A 16,335-nucleotide genomic window follows, 5' to 3' on the forward strand; every position below is an offset into this window, starting at 1 on the left:
GTGGTTAAGGCAATGCGTTGCTTTCGATCACGCGCCGCATGAAGTCATAAGACGCCTTTGGCGTCCGTTTCTGCGTGTTGTAATCGACATGCACCAACCCGAACCGCTTTTCATAGCCATATGCCCATTCGAAATTATCAAGCAGGGACCAGGGCATATATCCTTGCACATTTGCGCCTTCGTCAACGGCGCGCAAAAGAGCCGAGAGATATTCACTGTAGTAGGCAATGCGATCCTGATCTTCGATATAGCCGTCATGACCGGGAAGATCGATGAAGGCACCGCCATTCTCGGTCACGAAAACCGGCGGATTGCCGTAGTTCTCCTGCAGGATTTTCATGGTGCGATAGAAGCAGTCACCATCAATCGCCCACCCCATTTCTGTGCGACGGAAATATTTTGGCGGTTCGGCGTGTTTGAACGGCCATGCGCGTCCTTCAGTGGCTTCTATATAGCTTGGAAAATACTGGTTCAGGCCCTGAAAATCGACTTTGGTTTTGATCGCTTCAAGGTCTCCATCCTGAATATGGGGTTCCATGCGATCAATAATCAGCTCGGGATAGCGGCCGAAATAGACCGGATCAAGGAAGGTGCCATTCCATTTGGCTTCGAACAGATCGACCAGATGGGCGTCCTGTTCGCGCCGATGCGGCAATGTATAGGCCTTGTGCATCGGCAAAACGAATCCGACCGGTGCATCGGGATAATGATGCTTGATCACGCGGGTCGCCCGCGCATGGCACATATTCAGATGATGGGCGACGCGCATCGCCGCGCGTGGATCGGTAATGCCCGGTGCGTGGCGGCCTTCTTCGTGACCGACCCATGCAACCACGTTGGGTTCGTTAAATGTAACCCATGATTTGACCCGGTCGCCAAACCGCTTCACCAGCAATTCGGTGTAATCGCCAAACCAGTCAACGATATCGCGATTCGCCCAGCCCCCGCGATCCTGCAACGCCTGTGGCAAATCCCAGTGATAAAGACAAAGCCAAGGATCAAGACCGCGTTCGCACATTCCGTCAATCAGCCTGTCGTAAAACGCCATGCCGACTTCATTAACTTCGCCGGTGCCATTCGGTATGACACGCGGCCACATTACCGAAAATCGATAATGTTTCGCGCCAAGCCGGCGGATCAGGTCAAGATCCTCGGCCCAGCGATGGTAATGATCGCAGGCGACGCTGCCGTTGTCGCCATTGGCAACCCGGCCGGGTGTGGCGCAGTAGGTGTCCCAGATGCTGGCGCCGCGCCCGTCGTCGCTCGCGCCGCCTTCAATCTGATAGCTTGAGGTCGAGACACCCCAGCGGAAACCGTTGGGAAAAGGTTTAATCATGATTGCTTCCTTGCCCTGTCGCGGATCACATTCGTTGGCAGATCCAAAATCGTAACGTTTCGGAAATTTCGGCAAAAAAATAATGCCGGATCGATTTCGCCTTATTATGGCCGGGTTTTCTTGATTGACAAGAGTGAATAAAGCGCTTATCAAAAAAATCGAAACGTTACGAATTTTCGACCATTTAAGAAGTCGGGCGCGAACGTATCCATTAGGGAGGACATCCGTTATGAAGAAATTTTCAAGGGTTGCAGCACTTGCGACATTTCTGAGCGCCGGTGTTTCTGCCGGTGCGCTTCACGCCCAGACTGCCGAAGTTCTGCATTGGTGGACATCGGGCAGCGAGCAGGCTGCTTTGGGCGAAATCCGTACCGTTTTCGAAGCACAGGGCGGTAAATGGGTCGATACACCGATTGCGGGTGGCGGCAATGCCCGCGCGGCTGCGGTTAACCGCATGCTGGGCGGCGACCCGGCGACTGTTTTCCAGTTTTCCATCGGGCAGCAATTGCGTGAATTGGCCGATCAGGGGCTTCTGGCCGATGTAAATGCGGTGGCCGAGGAAGAAAACTGGGATGAAAAGCTGCCGCCACTTATCGTTCAGGCGGCAAAATATGATGGTGATTATATCGCTGCCCCGATCAACATCCATGGTGAAAACTGGATGTTCTACAACAAGGAAGCGCTTGAAAAAGCCGGGATCGAGGTGCCGAAAAGCTGGCCGGAATTCGTTGATGCGGCCAAAAAGCTTGAAGATGCCGGTGTGATTCCGATCGGCCTTGGCGGGCAGCCGTGGCAGGAACGCATCCTGTTTAACAGTGTCCTTCTCGGCGTTGGCGGGCGTGAATTCTACGCCAAGCTATACAGCACGCTGGATGATGAACTTCTGGCATCCGACACCATGCGCAAGGTGTTTGAAGCCTTTGCAGCGCTCAAACCCTTTGTCGATGAAGCGAGCCCGGGTCGTAACTGGAACGAAGCGACCAATATGGTCATCCGCGGCGACGCCGCGTTTCAGTTTATGGGTGACTGGGCCAAGGGTGAAATTATTGCGGCCGGTGTCGAACCGGGCACAACGGTCGGCTGTGCCTTCGCCCCGGCCATCGATACCGCCTATATCATGACGGTTGATGCCTTTGCCTTTTCCGCGATGGACAGCGAAGAAGCACAGGCGGCCCAGGAAAAAATGGCGCATGTGATGCTGGAGCCTGATGTCCAGATTGCGTTCAATAAGAAAAAGGGTTCGATCCCTGCCCTTCTTGATGTGCCGGGTGACAGTTTTGATGTCTGTGCACAAAAGGCCATGGCGACATTGCAGGACAAGAAAACCCATCTGGTCAGTACCGGTCTGTTTGGTGTTCCAAGTGCCGTTTCCGGGGCAATTGATGACAGTATCTCCAATTTCTGGAACAGTGCTGACATGAGTCCGGAACAGGGGCAGGAAGAATTCCGTCAGGCGATTTCCTACGCCAAGTAAGGCAGATGGAATGACACGGCTTTGCAGGTGTGCCGCTGCTTGATGCAGCGGCACCTTTACAAAGAAGCGAGATTACTTATGGCCGAACCGGCACAGGGTGCGTTGAAAACTTCGCACGACGGCAGACGGCGCTGGCGTCCGCAATGGACGGCAAGAATGGCGCTGATCCCTGCCATGACGATTACCATCGTCTGTTTTTATGGCTTTATTATCTGGACCTTTGTGATTTCGCTGACGCGGTCGCGTCTGTTGCCGGTCTATAAATTTACCGGCTTTGACCAATATGTGCGCCTGTTCGCCAATGAACGTTGGTGGACGGCAATGCAGAATATTGCCATTCATGGCTTCCTGTTTATCGGTGGATGTATCGTTTTCGGTTATTTGCTGGCGATTCTGATTGATCGCGGGATCAAGGCCGAGGGCATGTTTCGCACGGTTTTCATGCTGCCGCTTTCGATGTCTTTCATCGTGACAGGTGTCATCTGGCAATGGGTGATGAATCCGGGTTTGGGGCTTCAGGATGCTGTGCGCGAACTGGGCTGGACTACATTTGAGTTCAACTGGATCGTGCGTCAGGACCGGGCGATCTATACCCTTGCCATTGCCGGAATCTGGCAGCAGGTCGGGCTGTGCATGGCGCTATTTCTAGCAGGGCTGCGTAATGTCGATCCCAATATCTGGAAGGCATCAAGGGTGGATGGCATTCCGGTCTGGCGGGTCTATCTGCATGTGATTACGCCGATGATGCGCACCGTATTCTTTACCGTATTCATCCTGATGAGCGCGATTGTCATGAAGGCCTATGACCTTGTCGTTGCCCTGACCGGCGGCGGGCCCGGCTTTTCATCGGATTTGCCGGCGAAATTTGTGGTCGATCATATCCTGAACCGGCAGGAACTTGGCCTTGGTGCGGCCGGTGCATTTGTATTGCTTTGTACCGTGATTGCAGTCATTTCGCCCTATATCCATTTTGAACTGCGCAAAGCACGCGACGGTGGGGGGCATTGACCATGCGATTTAACTGTCTTGCGCTTTATGGACTGCTCGGGATTGCTGCCCTGATGATTTTGGCGCCGGTTTTTATCATGGTGTCGACATCGCTTAAACCGATGGATGAAATTCGTGATGGCAGCATCTTTGCCCTGCCGGTGGAACCAAGTTTTGACGCGTGGCGCGAAGCATGGTCTGGCGATTGTAGCCAAACCGCAGGCGGAAATTGCGGTGGTCTGTCATCCTCCTTCCTGACATCAGTCAAAATCGTCATTCCGGCGCTTTTCCTTTCGGTCGGACTTGGTGCGGTTACCGGTTATGCCTTGGCAGCGTGGAAAATACGCGGGGCCAATCTGATGTTTGCTGCCCTTCTGGTTGGCATGTTCATCCCGCCACAGGTAACACTTTATCCCCTGATCATCATGGTGCGCGAACTGGGAATATTCGGATCCATTCCGGGATTGGTTCTGGTGCATGTCATATGGGGCGTTGCCTTTACCACCATGATGTTTCGTAACTTTTTCAAAACCGTTCCACAGGATCTGCTGAAAGCCGCCCGCATTGACGGAGCCGGTTTCTGGCCCTTGTTCTGGCATGTCATGTTGCCCCTTTCGTTGCCGATCCTCGGTGTCGCGATGATTTTGCAGTTCACATATATCTGGAACGATTTTCTGTTGGGCCTGACCTTTGGTGGGCGATCCGGACAACCGATGACGGTTGCGCTCAATAACCTTGTCGGATCGCAGTTCGGCGAGAAGGAATATAACGTGGATATGGCTGCCACCATGCTGACGGCGCTTCCGACATTGGCTGTTTATCTGCTGTCGGGGCGGTTGTTTGTTCGCGGAATTGCGGCTGGTGCAGTGAAAGGATAACGGACATGAACGGCGTTGAATTACGTGGTGTGACCAAGGCCTATGCCGGTCTGACCGTGATGAAGGATATCAATCTCGAAATCGAGGATGGTGCGTTTCTGGTCCTGTTAGGGCCGTCGGGGTGCGGCAAATCGACGATCTTGAACATGATTGCCGGTCTGGAACCCGTCACCGGCGGATCAATCCACATCGCCGGGCGGGATGTCACGGAACTGGAGCCTGATGAACGCGATATCGCGATGGTGTTTCAGTCCTATGCGCTCTATCCGACCATGTCGGTGCGCAGGAATATCGGTTTTGGCCTTAAAATGCGTGGCATGCCCAAGGCCGATATCGAAAAGCGTGTCGATGACATTGGTGAACTTCTGCAAATCACCCCGCTTCTGGATCGCAAACCGTCGCAATTGTCCGGCGGGCAGCAGCAACGCGTGGCGATCGGCCGTGCGCTGGTGCGCGAACCATCGGTTTTCCTGTTTGACGAGCCTCTATCGAACCTTGATGCCAAATTGCGTGCCGATATGCGTGTTGAATTGAAACGTCTTCATGAACGGCTTGGCCGGACCATTGTCTATGTCACCCACGATCAGATCGAAGCCATGACGCTGGCAACCAAGGTTGTGGTATTGGACAAAGGGTCTATCCAGCAGGCTGATACACCGGAAAATGTTTATCGCCGACCGGCCAACCGGTTTGTCGCCAGCTTCGTCGGTGCCCCGACCATGAATTTCATTGATGGCAAACTGGTTCAGGTGGGTGACGGAATTGCGTTTGACGGGGGATCGGGCCAATTGCCATTGGTAGATTTGCCCGGCCGCGCCCGTGAACTTATCGGCTGCCCCATGACATTGGGCGCGCGGCCGGAACATCTTGTATTTGATGATTTTGGTGCAAATGCCCGGGTCCTTCTGGCAGAGCCGACCGGGCCTGATCAATATGTCCGTCTTGCCGTCGCCGGGGCGGAGGTTACGGCCCGTACAGGCCCCGAACAGCATTTCAGTTCCGGCAGTGATGCCCGGATCATGATTGATGGTGCGCGTGTATCGCTGTTTGATCCGGAAAGTGGTCAGGCCGTACTATAGAAACCGGGCCGACCGCGTGCTTATTACGGTTGGTCCGGCAACTTTGTTGCCCAATCAATTATTTCATCATGCTTTGCGGCAGGGAACTGTCGGAAAACAGGGGATAATTGCTGCGTGCGTTAGGCAGTTGATAATGCCACCATTCGTGGCTGTAATATTCGAAACCCGCACTAACCATGATGCCCAGAAGCAGCAAACGGTTGGCCTCGGCGTCTTTTGAAAGCCCGTCCGCTCCATGATAGGACCGGATATGCATTTCATCAAACCCTGCCCCCATATCCAGTTCCTTGCCGTTTGCGTCCAACAGCGTTAGATCAATGGCAACACCACGGCCATGTGGCGATCCAAGATCGGGATTGGCGATGAAATCGGGATTGGGTGTATGGTTCCAAAGAGCCCGCTGGGCTTCTTGTGGGCGGAAGGCATCCAGAATACGAATGCGTTTACCGTGACGTCGCGCCATGGCGACAGCCTTTTTCAGGCAGTCCGCCGCATCACGATGAAGATAGCAGGCAGGCCGTGAATAAATCGGTGCCCCGGTGAAATTGCGATCCGTGGCATAAACAATATCAATTTCGACATCATATTCTTGTGGCGTAATTTCGACCAGCGCCATTGCCGGAGGCCCCCTGTTCTTGTCGTTTACCGATTACATCAAAAAAATGCTGACCGGTCAGTTGCGTAACAATCCCCATAGCGCAGATCAGATCGCACCGCAAACGTCATCCGGGGCCATTGAAAAAACGGGCCCAACGCTTTTGGCTATCGACACCGCGTCAACGTCACTTTCAACTGCCGTGCTGGTCAATGGCGAGGTCAAGGGCGAGCTTTATGAGGATATGGAACGCGGGCAGGCAGAAAACCTGATGAGGTTTATTGCCGAAAGTCTGGATCAGGCGGGAATCACCTTTGACGAGGTTGATGGTGTCGCCGTCACCGTCGGACCGGGCGCTTTTACCGGTATGCGGATCGGCCTTGCGACCGCGCGTGCGCTTGGGCTAGCACGTAAAATTCCGGTGGTTGGTGTCAGTTCGCTTGAGGCGGTGGCCTATGGCGTTTCCGAACGTGATCAGCAGGGACGAAATATTCTGGTGGCACTCGACAGCAAGCGGAACGAAATTTTTGCCCAGGCCTTTGATGGCAAGAAGCGCCCGCTCAGTGCGCCGGAATGTGTTGCACCCCGACAGGCTCTGATGATGGCTCCACCGGGCGATACGCTTCTGGCCGGCGATGCTACCCCGCGCCTTTTGACTGCGGCTGCCCACGCGCCGGATGCGTTTTATGATTGCACGACGCCGGGGCTACCGCGAGCCGGGAATGTGGCGCGGATTGCAGCGGCGCGTTGGGGAACGGATGAAAACCTGCCGCCTGTGCCAATGTATCTACGTGCACCCGATGCGCGCCGGATCGAGGATCAGGGACCGGCAAAAAACAAGCCGGTACATGAGGAATGAGTGCTTCATCCCACCAGCCGGAAGTTGAAGACGGGATTGAAGTCGTTCCCCTGACTGCGGCGTTTTGCAATGTTGCAAGTGCGCTTCATGCTGAAGGGTTCGAAGATCAGGATTGCTGGTCGGCGGATGAGATGATCACACTGCTTGATGTGCCTGGGGCCTTCGGGTTTCTGGCCTTTGCACCGGGGAATGAGGCGGAAAACCGCCTTGATATCCCACTTGGTTTTATCCAGATGCAGGCAGTGCTGGACGAGGCGGAAATCAATACCATCGTTGTCGCAAAGGAAGCGCGTAAACGCGGCGTTGCCAGAAAACTGTTGTCTGCGACCTTTGATCGCTTGCGCGAAACCGGTGTCGGGCGGGTTTTACTGGAAGTGGCCGATGATAACGCACCGGCGATTGCGCTTTATCGTGATTGCGGCTTTGCCGAGATCGGGCGGCGCAAGAGATACTATCGCCGGAAGTCCGGGCGTGAGGTTGATGCGCTGGTTATGGAGCGTGATCTTGGTGCTTGTGTTTTGGGCTGGGGCGATTAATGCAAGCTGGATGTATTCTATTTCGCTATATCCACATCAAATGTGTGGTTTTGACCGTCAAGCTGTTATAGTCTAGGCCTTGATGACGACGCGCGGGATTTGTTCAACCTTTTCGTATCGTTAAACGGTATGTGTTCGGTGCGTCGGCAAGTTCGACAAGGTCAATGACGGTGTCGCCCATTTCGGTGACAGAACGCGGAACGTTTTTTAACGGTTCGCCAGCGCCTAGTGTTACTTCGAGAACCTGACCCTGTGTCATGGTTTCAAGTTTCAGTCGGGTGCGAACAAATGTCATCGGGCAGACATCCTTTGTGATGTCGATCTTATGATCGGGCGTGATGTCGTCCATATGCTGTCTCCTGATTGGGCACCGGAAACGTGAAGTAGCGTTTCATCGGGCTGGAGGCAAGCTGGAGAGAACAAATTATCGCTATTTGTACCTTGCGATATGTGACAGTTTTCTCGATATTTAGCCCACATGAGAGCAAAAGCCTGGGAGCATCCTGGCTGGGGACAGGCGGAACCGGAAACGAGAAACAAGACTATGCTTACAGAATCAACCATCGAGCAGAAGTGCATCGACGCGGGTTTGAAAATGACCGGCCAACGCCGGGTGATTGCCCGGGTCCTGTCGGAATCAGAAGATCATCCCGATGTGGAGCTCGTTTATCGCCGGGCGACCGAAATTGACCCGAAGATTTCGATTGCAACCGTTTATCGGACCGTTCGCCTGTTTGAAGAGGCGGATATTCTTGAAAAACACGATTTCGGTGATGGCCGTGCACGTTACGAGGAATTGACCGAGGAACACCACGACCACCTGATTGATATGCGATCAGGTAACGTGATCGAGTTTTCGAACGAAAAAATCGAAAAGTTGCAGGAAGAGATCGCCAGAGAGCTTGGTTACAAGCTTGTCGGTCATCGATTGGAGCTTTACGGCGTTCCGATGAAGGACGAAAAGTAACCGATTTCTGACAATACGGTTGCGAAAATCGCAGATTTCAAGCCACCCGTTCATGCTGAGCGGGTGGTTTTTCATATTCCTGTTACGCGTTCTTAACAAAGCCTTCACTCGCCCCTGACGCGAAACTTGCGCAAAATCTGCGCAGATGAACGAAAGGGAGTTGCGATGAGCGACGATCGACAGCAGCGGTTAGAGGTGCGCCTCGCCGAAACCGAGGACGAAATCCTCGCCAGTCAGAAACTTCGCTACAAGGTGTTCTATGAGGAACGCGGGGCAAAGCCCAGCGCGGAAATGGCTGCGGCCGAGCGCGACTTTGACAATTATGATCCTTTATGTGACCACCTGCTGGTAATCGATCACAATCGCGGTCAGGGACCAGACGGTGTTGTCGGAACCTATCGCCTGCTGCGTCAGTCGGTTGCAAATCAGCATGGCGGCTTTTACAGCGCTGATGAATACCACATCCAGTCAATGCTTGATGCGGCACAAGGCAGCGGCGAGATCATGGAACTTGGTCGTTCCTGCGTTGAAGAAGCCTATCGCACGATGCCGACCCTGCAACTTCTCTGGCAGGGAATTGCTGCCTATGTTTTCAAATACGATATCAAGCTGATGTTTGGCTGCGCATCTTTCCATGGCACCGATCCGGATGCCTTTGGCGATGTTCTGACCTATCTGCATCACAATCATCTGGCACCCGAAGAAATGCGACCTCGCGCAGTCGAAGGCCGGTACGAGCCGATGGCGCGCACGACGATTGATGCAATTGATGCACGACAGGCGCTTCGCGATCTGCCGCCATTGATCAAGGGCTATCTGCGATTGGGTGGTTTCGTCGGTGACGGTGCGGTGGTTGATCATCAGTTTAATACCACCGACATTTGCATCGTGTTACCGACGGAAAAGGTAACGGATCGTTACTACAAGCATTATGAGCGGACCGCGAGGGTATCGTGAACTGTTATGCGTGTGCAGCCATCCGGCTGTTGGCCTATGCCCTGCTGACTTTGATCCTGATCCCGGTTCAGGTGATGGCAATTGCATTTCGACTGCGATTGGCCGATGATCTGCCGCGGTTTTATCATGCGCTTTGCCTGAAAATCCTTCATATTGAGCTTCGCGTTTCCGGGGCAGAGTTGATGGACGGTCCGGGTATTATTGTGGCCAACCACGCATCCTATCTCGATATTCCGGTGCTGGGGGCCTTGGTTCGAGGCAGTTTCATTGCCAAGACCGAGGTCGCCAGCTGGCCGATCTTCGGAACGCTTGCCAAGTTGCAGCGATCCACTTTTGTCGAGCGTCGCCCGGCCCGCGCTCGCGAGCAGAATGACCAGATTTCCCGGCGTCTTGCCGATGGGCACAAACTGATCCTGTTCCCGGAAGGCACAAGCAACGATGGCAACCGTGTGCTGCCGTTCAAATCGACTTTGTTCGGTGTTGCCGAACGCACCCTGCCCGATGGATCGCAGGTAAAAGTCCAGCCGGTTTCGATTGCGGCTACCCGTCTTGATGGAGCACCGATCGGACGCGATTTGCGTGCTTTCTATTCCTGGTACGGTGATATGGACTTGGCGCCGCATTTGTGGCAGTTTCTGGCTCTTGGCAAAGTAACGGTTGAGCTGGTTGTTCATCCGCCTGTGACCTTGGCCGATGCCGGGTCGCGCAAGGAACTTTCCCGGATGTGTGAAACAGCTGTTGCGCGTGGACATCATGCAGCACTGACCGGCATGCATCAGGGGGTTCCGGTTCCGCTGATTGATAATGGACGTACCGGTGATCTGATTGGCTTTTCGCCGCTGGCCATTGTTTCCGAAGATTTTCGTCTGTTCGGACCGGATCGTCAGTTCGGCTCCTGACCGTTTTGCCGTATGATCCGATTGCGTGAATTGGGTTTCATGTAACCGGAATTTCAGATATCGAAGATGTCCGGTCTGCGGTGTGAGCTTTCACACCGCTTTTCGGCGTATTCGAGAAAGCAGAAAACGGATCCAGAAGTGAGTGTGACGAAAAAGCTTTTTGTAAAAACCTATGGCTGTCAGATGAATGTTTATGACAGCCAGCGCATGCAGGACGTATTGGCGCCGCTGGGTTACCAGCCGGTCGACGATGCCGCAGGTGCCGATATGGTTATCCTCAATACTTGCCACATCCGCGAAAAGGCTGCTGAGAAGGTCTTTTCCGATCTTGGCCGTATTCGTAAACACAAAAAAGCCAAGGAAGCCAATGGCACGGACAAGATGATTGTCGCTGTTGCCGGTTGTGTTGCGCAGGCCGAAGGTGCGGAATTGATGCGTCGCGAACCGATGGTCGATATGGTGTTCGGGCCGCAGACCTATCATCGTTTGCCGGAAATGGTAGCGCGCGCCAATCGCGCAGTCGGGCGTGATCGCATCATTGATACCGATTTCCCGGCCGAGGAAAAGTTTGACCACCTGCCACAACAGGTTTCAAGACAGGGTTATTCGGCCTTTCTGGCGATTCAGGAAGGTTGCGATAAATTCTGTACCTTCTGTGTTGTGCCTTATACCCGTGGTGCCGAATATTCCCGACCGGGCATGGATATCATCAATGAAGCCCGCCAGCTCGTTGAAAAGGGCACCCGTGAAATCACTTTGTTGGGTCAGAACGTCAATGCGTATCACGGCGACAGCCCGAATGGCGGCGAATGGACGCTTGGTCGTCTGTTACGCGAATTGTCCGAGATTGATGGACTTGATCGCATTCGTTACACAACCTCGCACCCGCGCGATGTAGATGATGACCTGATTGCAGCCCATCGTGACCTTCCCAAACTGATGCCGTTTTTGCATCTTCCCATTCAGGCAGGATCGGATCGTGTGTTGCAGGCGATGAACCGCAAGCATGATGGCGCATCTTATCGCGAAATCGTTACAAAACTCAAAGATGCCTGCCCTGATCTTGCGCTGTCGTCTGATTTTATCGTGGGTTTTCCCGGCGAATCCGACAAGGATTTCGAAGACACGATGCAAATGGTGCGCGATATCACCTTCATTCAGGCTTTCAGCTTTAAATACAGCCCGCGCCCCGGCACTCCGGCATCGGCCATGGAACTGCAGGTTCCCGAGCCGGTAAAGACCGAACGGATCATGCGTCTTCAGGCGCTTCTCGCCGAGCAGCAGCTTGAATTCAACCGAAACTGTCTTGGTCGGGAAATGGGTGTCCTGCTGGAACGCCACGGCAAACTTGAAGGACAGCTTGTCGGAAAAAGCCCTTATATGCAGCCGGTTCATGTCAGCGGTTTGCCAGAATCCGCATTGGGACAGATCGTAAGGTTGAAAATCACCGAAGCACTGCCTAATTCCCTTGGCGGTGAACTGGTCGATGCCCCGGTTCAAAACCGGGATTCTGAAAGGAAAATTGCGTGACTGCCACTTCAGCCAAGGCAAAAAACACGGCAAAAGCCAAGTCTTCGACCAAAGACACCGACCAGATCGAATTTGCAGATAATGCACTTGCCCAGCTTTTATATGGGCCGCAGGCCGAAAACCTGACCCGCCTTTCCGAAGGTACCGGGGTTCAGGTTTCCAGTCGTGGATCGGTTGTGACCCTTGCCGGGCAAGGTCCCAAAGTAGCCCAGGCCAAAAAGGTTCTTGGTCAGCTTTATGCGCGCTTGCGCGACAAGGAAATAGATCATGTCGATGTCGAAACGGTTGATGGTGCCATCCGTTTGTCCGAACCCGACGAAGCTGACCCCTGGACCGGGCAGACCAAAGATATGTTTGGCGGGTCGCGTCTGACCATCCAGACCAAAAAACGCCGGATTTCGCCGAGATCCAAACGCCAGAAGGATTATGTCGAGGCCATGCTTGATCATGAGCTGGTCTTTGGCATTGGTCCGGCCGGAACCGGCAAGACCTATCTGGCGGTCGCAATGGCGGTCCAATCGCTTATTCAGGGTCAGGTTGATCGTATCGTCTTGTCACGTCCTGCGGTCGAGGCCGGCGAACGGCTTGGTTTCCTGCCGGGTGATCTGAAGGACAAGGTAGATCCGTATCTGCGTCCGCTTTATGATGCGCTGCATGACACCTTGCCTGGCGACGTCGTGATCAAGCGAATGGAAAGTGGCGAGATCGAAGTTGCCCCGCTTGCTTTTATGCGTGGCCGTACTTTGGCCCATGCCTTTGTCATTCTGGACGAAGCACAGAATACGACAGCCATGCAGATGAAAATGTTCCTGACCCGTCTCGGCGAAGGATCGCGGATGGTGGTGACGGGTGACCTGACTCAGGTCGATTTGCCCGATGGCACAAAATCGGGTCTGCGAGATGCGCTTGAAACCATCGCGGATGTCAAAGGTGTCGCGACGATCAAGTTTGATCAGCGCGACGTTGTTCGCCATGCGCTTGTCACCAAGATTGTTCAGGCTTATGACGCGGCAGATGCATTGCGGGACAGACTGAAAAAAGGCTATCGCGGAATCAAAGACGAGGATCAGGGCGATGACAGCACCGCTTGATCTGGACCTTGATGTTGAAGCGGGCAATTGGACCAAGGCCGACATTGATGCGATTGAAAATGCTGTGCGTGCCGCCCTTGATGGCGCTGTGCGTGACGGTGCGCTTTGGGAAGAAGATGCGGCTCCAGCCGATGGCACACCCGACCAAGGAGATGGTGCATCGCTTTTAAGTATTGCGCCGGTGGTTGAGGTCGGTGTTCGGTTATCCGATGATGCGTCTGTCCGGATATTGAACCGTGATTATCGCGGCAAGGATAGTCCGACCAACGTTTTATCGTTCGCAGCGCTTGAAAGTGCGGATGATGCAGCAGCTTTCATGATGTCATCCGATATGCCCCTGATGCTGGGTGATATCGTCATTGCACGTGAAACATGCGAACGTGAAGCTTCGGAACAGAACAAGACACTGATAAATCATCTTGTTCATCTGATTGTACATGGCACGCTACATCTTGTCGGCTATGATCATATGGTTGATGATGAAGCCGAAGAGATGGAAGAACTTGAACGGCAAATTCTTGCCGCACTGGGGATCGATGATCCCTATGAACCGATTGAAGATCAAGATATCGAAACAGGACAATGAACGAGAATAGTCAGCGCGACGACGACCACGAGAGTACGAGCCCTCGCCAGGGCGGGGAGAATGGTCAGGACTCCGATAACGGATCCTTGTGGGGAAATGTCGCATCGGCATTAGGCCTTAAGCGCGGCAAGCCAAGGAATGGTGAGGCATCGCTTTCCGACACACTTGAAGAACTTGCCGAGCGCAGTGAAGAAGATGACGAGCCCGTCTCGCTTCACGAACGATCACTTTTTGAAAATATCATCGCACTCCGCGATATGACGGCCGAGGATGTCATGATTCCGCGGGCCGATATCGTTGCGGTCGAAAAAAGCATCACGCTTGACGAGCTTGTTGACGTGATGGTGAAAAAAGCTCATTCACGACTACCGGTTTATGGCGAGTCCCTCGATGAAATTGCCGGTATGGTTCATATCAAGGATGTGCTGGGCTGTGTCGCTGCCGGCAAGGAATTCAAGCTACAATCCCTTTTGCGTCGGGTGTTGTTCGTATCGCCCGCCATTCGGGTGCTTGATCTTCTGTCCGAAATGCGTTTGTCGCGAACGCATATGGCATTGGTCGTCGACGAGTTTGGCGGCATTGACGGGCTGATCACGATCGAGGATCTGGTCGAGGAAATCGTCGGCGAGATTGATGACGAACATGACATTGATCAGACACCGAAACTGATCCGGCTTTCCGATGGCTGTTATATCGCCGATGCCCGCTACGAGGTCGAAGACCTTGAGGAAAAGCTGGGATTCGGCCTGTTGGATGAAGACGAGGACGAAGATATCGATACATTGGGCGGGCTGGTCTTCTCGCTTGCGGGGCGTGTGCCTGCGCGTGGGGAACTGATCGAACATCCGTCCGGTATCCAGTTCGAAGTCCTTGATGCCGACCCGCGCCGAATTCGGCGTTTGCGTATTCATCTGGTCCGGACCGAACCGGCCGAGATCAGTGACGAAAGTTCCAAACAGGGATCATCGAATGATTGACAGACTGGCGGTGCGCCTCGCCAACCTTTCGGGTTGGCGCAGGCGCTTCCTGTGGTTGGTGTCTGGGGCGGTTGCGGTTTTGGCGTTACCGCCTTTCTTCTTTTTGCCGGCCTTGCCGGTGGCTTTTGCCATACTGCTCTGGTCGCTTGAGGGGGTTAAGTGCAACAAGGGGGCGCTTTCCGCCGGTTGGTGGTTTGGTACCGGGCATTTTGCAGCTGGGTTCTATTGGATCAGTCATGCGTTTCTGGTTGAGCCGGAAATCTATGGCTGGATGATTCCGTTCGCTCTTTTGGGACTTGGTGGGGGGCTCGCCATTTTCCCGATGGTTGCTGTTTGGGCGAGCTGCCGGTTGACGCGAGAAATTATTGGTCGTGCCGTAATGCTGGCAACTCTTTGGGCCGTGGCGGAATTCGTCCGCGGTCATGTGTTGACCGGATTTCCGTGGAATTTACTGGCGCATGTCTGGGCTTTTGATCCGGCACCAATGCAATTTGCCTCGGTTGTCGGTGTTTACGGATTATCCGTCATTACGGCGTTGTTTTCGACGCTACCTGCAACGGTTATTGCCGGGCGCGCTGGCAGAATAAGTGCGATGGCCGGTATCATGATTGCGGTTCTGCTTTGGGGTGGTGGTGCGATCCGTTTGGCGTTGATTGGTCCCGCAACGGCGGATGCAACCGTTTCCGATGATCTGCCAGTGGTTCAGGTTGTCCAACCCAATATTCCTCAGCGTGAAAAATGGATTCCCGAACTTCAGGATCAGCATTTTGCCAAATTGCTGCGATTGTCGCGTCGTCCGGTTGATATGTCATCTGATCGCAAACGTATCGTGATTTGGCCGGAAACGGCTGCGACATTCTTTGTGGAAGCGCAGCCTGTTCGCAGGTTGCAGATGGCATCGATTCTTGGGCCCGATGATATCCTGATTACCGGAGCACCAAGAACTTATCCGCGGGATACGGATGACTTCAAGGTTTGGAACGCCGTTCAGGTTCTTGATAGCAAAGGAGAAATTGTTGCGAGTTTTGACAAGTTTCACCTTGTTCCATTTGGCGAATATGTGCCGTTCCGTGAATGGATTCCGATCCCGAAGCTGACTGCCGGGCGTACGGATTTTTCATTTGGTGAAGGGCCAAAGACGCTTGACGTGGCCGGAATGCCGAGTTTTTCGCCGTTGATATGTTACGAGGTTATTTTCCCGGGCGATGTTATTGACGATGCTAATCAGCCTGAATGGCTGCTTAATGTGACCAATGACGGGTGGTTTGGCAAAAGTGCTGGTCCCTATCAGCATCTGGCAGCAGCGCGGTTCCGCAGCATTGAAGAAGGTCGACCTATGGTCCGGGCGGCCTATACCGGCGTATCAGTGATGTATGACGCATATGGCCGGGAATTGGCAAAACTCCCCTTAAGAACAGAGGGATTCATGACTCACACCCTTTCGGGGGTGTATAACCATACTACAGTATATTATTTGTGGCGCGATATTCTATTTTACGGTATTGTAACCTTTCTAGCCGTTCTCGTTTTGGGATATAGTAGGTTATTCAAGTCCCTTAAAGCGGCTGTGTGAAGCACCGAACC

Annotated in this window: 17 protein-coding genes; 14 read left to right on the forward strand and 3 right to left on the reverse strand. The window is 53.7% G+C overall.

Translation table 11 applies throughout. The features are described from left to right. Window positions 1–4: 4 nt before the first annotated feature. The gene (locus IT971_RS21735) at window positions 5–1,336 is read right to left on the reverse strand and encodes a GH1 family beta-glucosidase (RefSeq protein WP_063092354.1); all 1,332 of its coding nucleotides are present in this window, start codon (window positions 1,334–1,336) and stop codon (window positions 5–7) included. Window positions 1,337–1,565: 229 nt separating this feature from the next. Here IT971_RS21735 and IT971_RS21740 point away from each other — a divergent pair, with 229 nt between their 5' ends. The 4 genes from IT971_RS21740 (at window position 1,566) to IT971_RS21755 (ending at window position 5,754) form a co-directional block, all read left to right on the forward strand. Continuing rightward, complete coding sequence (locus IT971_RS21740; protein WP_063092216.1) at window positions 1,566–2,810, forward strand: ABC transporter substrate-binding protein; 1,245 nt, start codon at window positions 1,566–1,568, stop codon at window positions 2,808–2,810. A gap of 156 nt (window positions 2,811–2,966) precedes the next feature. Further along, entirely contained in the window at window positions 2,967–3,818 is an 852-nt protein-coding gene (locus IT971_RS21745) for a carbohydrate ABC transporter permease (protein WP_063092353.1), read from the forward strand. A 2-nt stretch (window positions 3,819–3,820) separates the two neighbouring features. Further along, on the forward strand, window positions 3,821–4,675 hold the full coding sequence (locus IT971_RS21750) for a carbohydrate ABC transporter permease (protein WP_063092215.1): 855 nt from the start codon (window positions 3,821–3,823) through the stop codon (window positions 4,673–4,675). 5 nt (window positions 4,676–4,680) lie between these two features. After that, entirely contained in the window at window positions 4,681–5,754 is a 1,074-nt protein-coding gene (locus IT971_RS21755) for an ABC transporter ATP-binding protein (protein ID WP_063092214.1), read from the forward strand. A 58-nt stretch (window positions 5,755–5,812) separates the two neighbouring features. Here IT971_RS21755 and ddpX read toward each other — a convergent pair whose 3' ends face one another. Continuing rightward, window positions 5,813–6,370, reverse strand: coding sequence for a D-alanyl-D-alanine dipeptidase (gene ddpX / locus IT971_RS21760; protein WP_007088442.1), 558 nt, complete (start codon window positions 6,368–6,370; stop codon window positions 5,813–5,815). Between the two features lie 19 nt (window positions 6,371–6,389). Here ddpX and tsaB point away from each other — a divergent pair, with 19 nt between their 5' ends. After that, window positions 6,390–7,208 (forward strand): tRNA (adenosine(37)-N6)-threonylcarbamoyltransferase complex dimerization subunit type 1 TsaB, encoded by an 819-nt coding sequence (gene tsaB / locus IT971_RS21765; RefSeq protein ID WP_063092213.1) that lies wholly within the window; start codon window positions 6,390–6,392, stop codon window positions 7,206–7,208. Further along, a complete protein-coding gene (locus tag IT971_RS21770; RefSeq protein ID WP_063092212.1) occupies window positions 7,205–7,744 on the forward strand; it encodes an N-acetyltransferase in 540 nt (179 codons plus the stop codon). Before tsaB ends, IT971_RS21770 begins: the two co-directional genes overlap by 4 nt. Before the next feature lie 103 nt (window positions 7,745–7,847). On the opposite strand, the gene IT971_RS21775 is transcribed toward IT971_RS21770, so the two are convergent. Beyond that, window positions 7,848–8,093: a sulfurtransferase TusA family protein gene (locus IT971_RS21775; RefSeq protein WP_007088439.1), complete on the reverse strand. Its 246-nt coding sequence runs from the start codon at window positions 8,091–8,093 to the stop codon at window positions 7,848–7,850. A 195-nt stretch (window positions 8,094–8,288) separates the two neighbouring features. Between IT971_RS21775 and IT971_RS21780 the strand changes: the two genes are divergently transcribed. The 8 genes from IT971_RS21780 (at window position 8,289) to lnt (ending at window position 16,324) form a co-directional block, all read left to right on the forward strand. After that, complete coding sequence (locus IT971_RS21780) at window positions 8,289–8,711, forward strand: Fur family transcriptional regulator (RefSeq protein WP_007088438.1); 423 nt, start codon at window positions 8,289–8,291, stop codon at window positions 8,709–8,711. A 165-nt stretch (window positions 8,712–8,876) separates the two neighbouring features. Further along, window positions 8,877–9,668 carry a GNAT family N-acetyltransferase gene (locus IT971_RS21785; protein WP_007088437.1) on the forward strand — a complete coding sequence of 264 codons (792 nt, stop codon included), beginning with the start codon at window positions 8,877–8,879 and terminating at the stop codon, window positions 9,666–9,668. Further along, window positions 9,665–10,567 carry a 1-acyl-sn-glycerol-3-phosphate acyltransferase gene (locus IT971_RS21790; RefSeq protein ID WP_063092211.1) on the forward strand — a complete coding sequence of 301 codons (903 nt, stop codon included), beginning with the start codon at window positions 9,665–9,667 and terminating at the stop codon, window positions 10,565–10,567. The genes IT971_RS21785 and IT971_RS21790 overlap by 4 nt, the downstream gene beginning before the upstream one ends. Window positions 10,568–10,711: 144 nt before the next feature. After that, window positions 10,712–12,097, forward strand: coding sequence for a tRNA (N6-isopentenyl adenosine(37)-C2)-methylthiotransferase MiaB (gene miaB / locus IT971_RS21795; RefSeq protein ID WP_063092352.1), 1,386 nt, complete (start codon window positions 10,712–10,714; stop codon window positions 12,095–12,097). Next, on the forward strand, window positions 12,094–13,188 hold the full coding sequence (locus IT971_RS21800) for a PhoH family protein (protein ID WP_063092210.1): 1,095 nt from the start codon (window positions 12,094–12,096) through the stop codon (window positions 13,186–13,188). Before miaB ends, IT971_RS21800 begins: the two co-directional genes overlap by 4 nt. Next, window positions 13,172–13,774, forward strand: coding sequence for an rRNA maturation RNase YbeY (ybeY, locus tag IT971_RS21805; protein ID WP_063092209.1), 603 nt, complete (start codon window positions 13,172–13,174; stop codon window positions 13,772–13,774). The genes IT971_RS21800 and ybeY overlap by 17 nt, the downstream gene beginning before the upstream one ends. Further along, window positions 13,771–14,751 carry a hemolysin family protein gene (locus IT971_RS21810; protein ID WP_082242524.1) on the forward strand — a complete coding sequence of 327 codons (981 nt, stop codon included), beginning with the start codon at window positions 13,771–13,773 and terminating at the stop codon, window positions 14,749–14,751. The genes ybeY and IT971_RS21810 overlap by 4 nt, the downstream gene beginning before the upstream one ends. Continuing rightward, the gene (gene lnt / locus IT971_RS21815; protein WP_063092208.1) at window positions 14,744–16,324 is read left to right on the forward strand and encodes an apolipoprotein N-acyltransferase; all 1,581 of its coding nucleotides are present in this window, start codon (window positions 14,744–14,746) and stop codon (window positions 16,322–16,324) included. The genes IT971_RS21810 and lnt overlap by 8 nt, the downstream gene beginning before the upstream one ends. Window positions 16,325–16,335: the final 11 nt, after the last annotated feature.

The sequence above is a fragment of the Thalassospira sp. B30-1 genome (assembly GCF_015767575.1).
GTDB classification, from domain to species: Bacteria; Pseudomonadota; Alphaproteobacteria; order Rhodospirillales; family Thalassospiraceae; genus Thalassospira; species Thalassospira xiamenensis.

Coding starts and splice junctions, on each gene's coding strand:
- IT971_RS21735 (WP_063092354.1), bottom strand. CDS start 1,336: ATGATTAAACCTTTTCCCAACGGTTTCCGCTGGGGTGTCTCGACCTCA.
- ddpX (WP_007088442.1), bottom strand. CDS start 6,370: ATGGCGCTGGTCGAAATTACGCCACAAGAATATGATGTCGAAATTGAT.
- IT971_RS21770 (WP_063092212.1), top strand. CDS start 7,205: ATGAGTGCTTCATCCCACCAGCCGGAAGTTGAAGACGGGATTGAAGTC.
- IT971_RS21740 (WP_063092216.1), top strand. CDS start 1,566: ATGAAGAAATTTTCAAGGGTTGCAGCACTTGCGACATTTCTGAGCGCC.
- IT971_RS21780 (WP_007088438.1), top strand. CDS start 8,289: ATGCTTACAGAATCAACCATCGAGCAGAAGTGCATCGACGCGGGTTTG.
- IT971_RS21810 (WP_082242524.1), top strand. CDS start 13,771: ATGAACGAGAATAGTCAGCGCGACGACGACCACGAGAGTACGAGCCCT.
- IT971_RS21750 (WP_063092215.1), top strand. CDS start 3,821: ATGCGATTTAACTGTCTTGCGCTTTATGGACTGCTCGGGATTGCTGCC.
- IT971_RS21755 (WP_063092214.1), top strand. CDS start 4,681: ATGAACGGCGTTGAATTACGTGGTGTGACCAAGGCCTATGCCGGTCTG.
- ybeY (WP_063092209.1), top strand. CDS start 13,172: ATGACAGCACCGCTTGATCTGGACCTTGATGTTGAAGCGGGCAATTGG.
- IT971_RS21745 (WP_063092353.1), top strand. CDS start 2,967: ATGGCGCTGATCCCTGCCATGACGATTACCATCGTCTGTTTTTATGGC.
- IT971_RS21785 (WP_007088437.1), top strand. CDS start 8,877: ATGAGCGACGATCGACAGCAGCGGTTAGAGGTGCGCCTCGCCGAAACC.
- IT971_RS21775 (WP_007088439.1), bottom strand. CDS start 8,093: ATGGACGACATCACGCCCGATCATAAGATCGACATCACAAAGGATGTC.
- lnt (WP_063092208.1), top strand. CDS start 14,744: ATGATTGACAGACTGGCGGTGCGCCTCGCCAACCTTTCGGGTTGGCGC.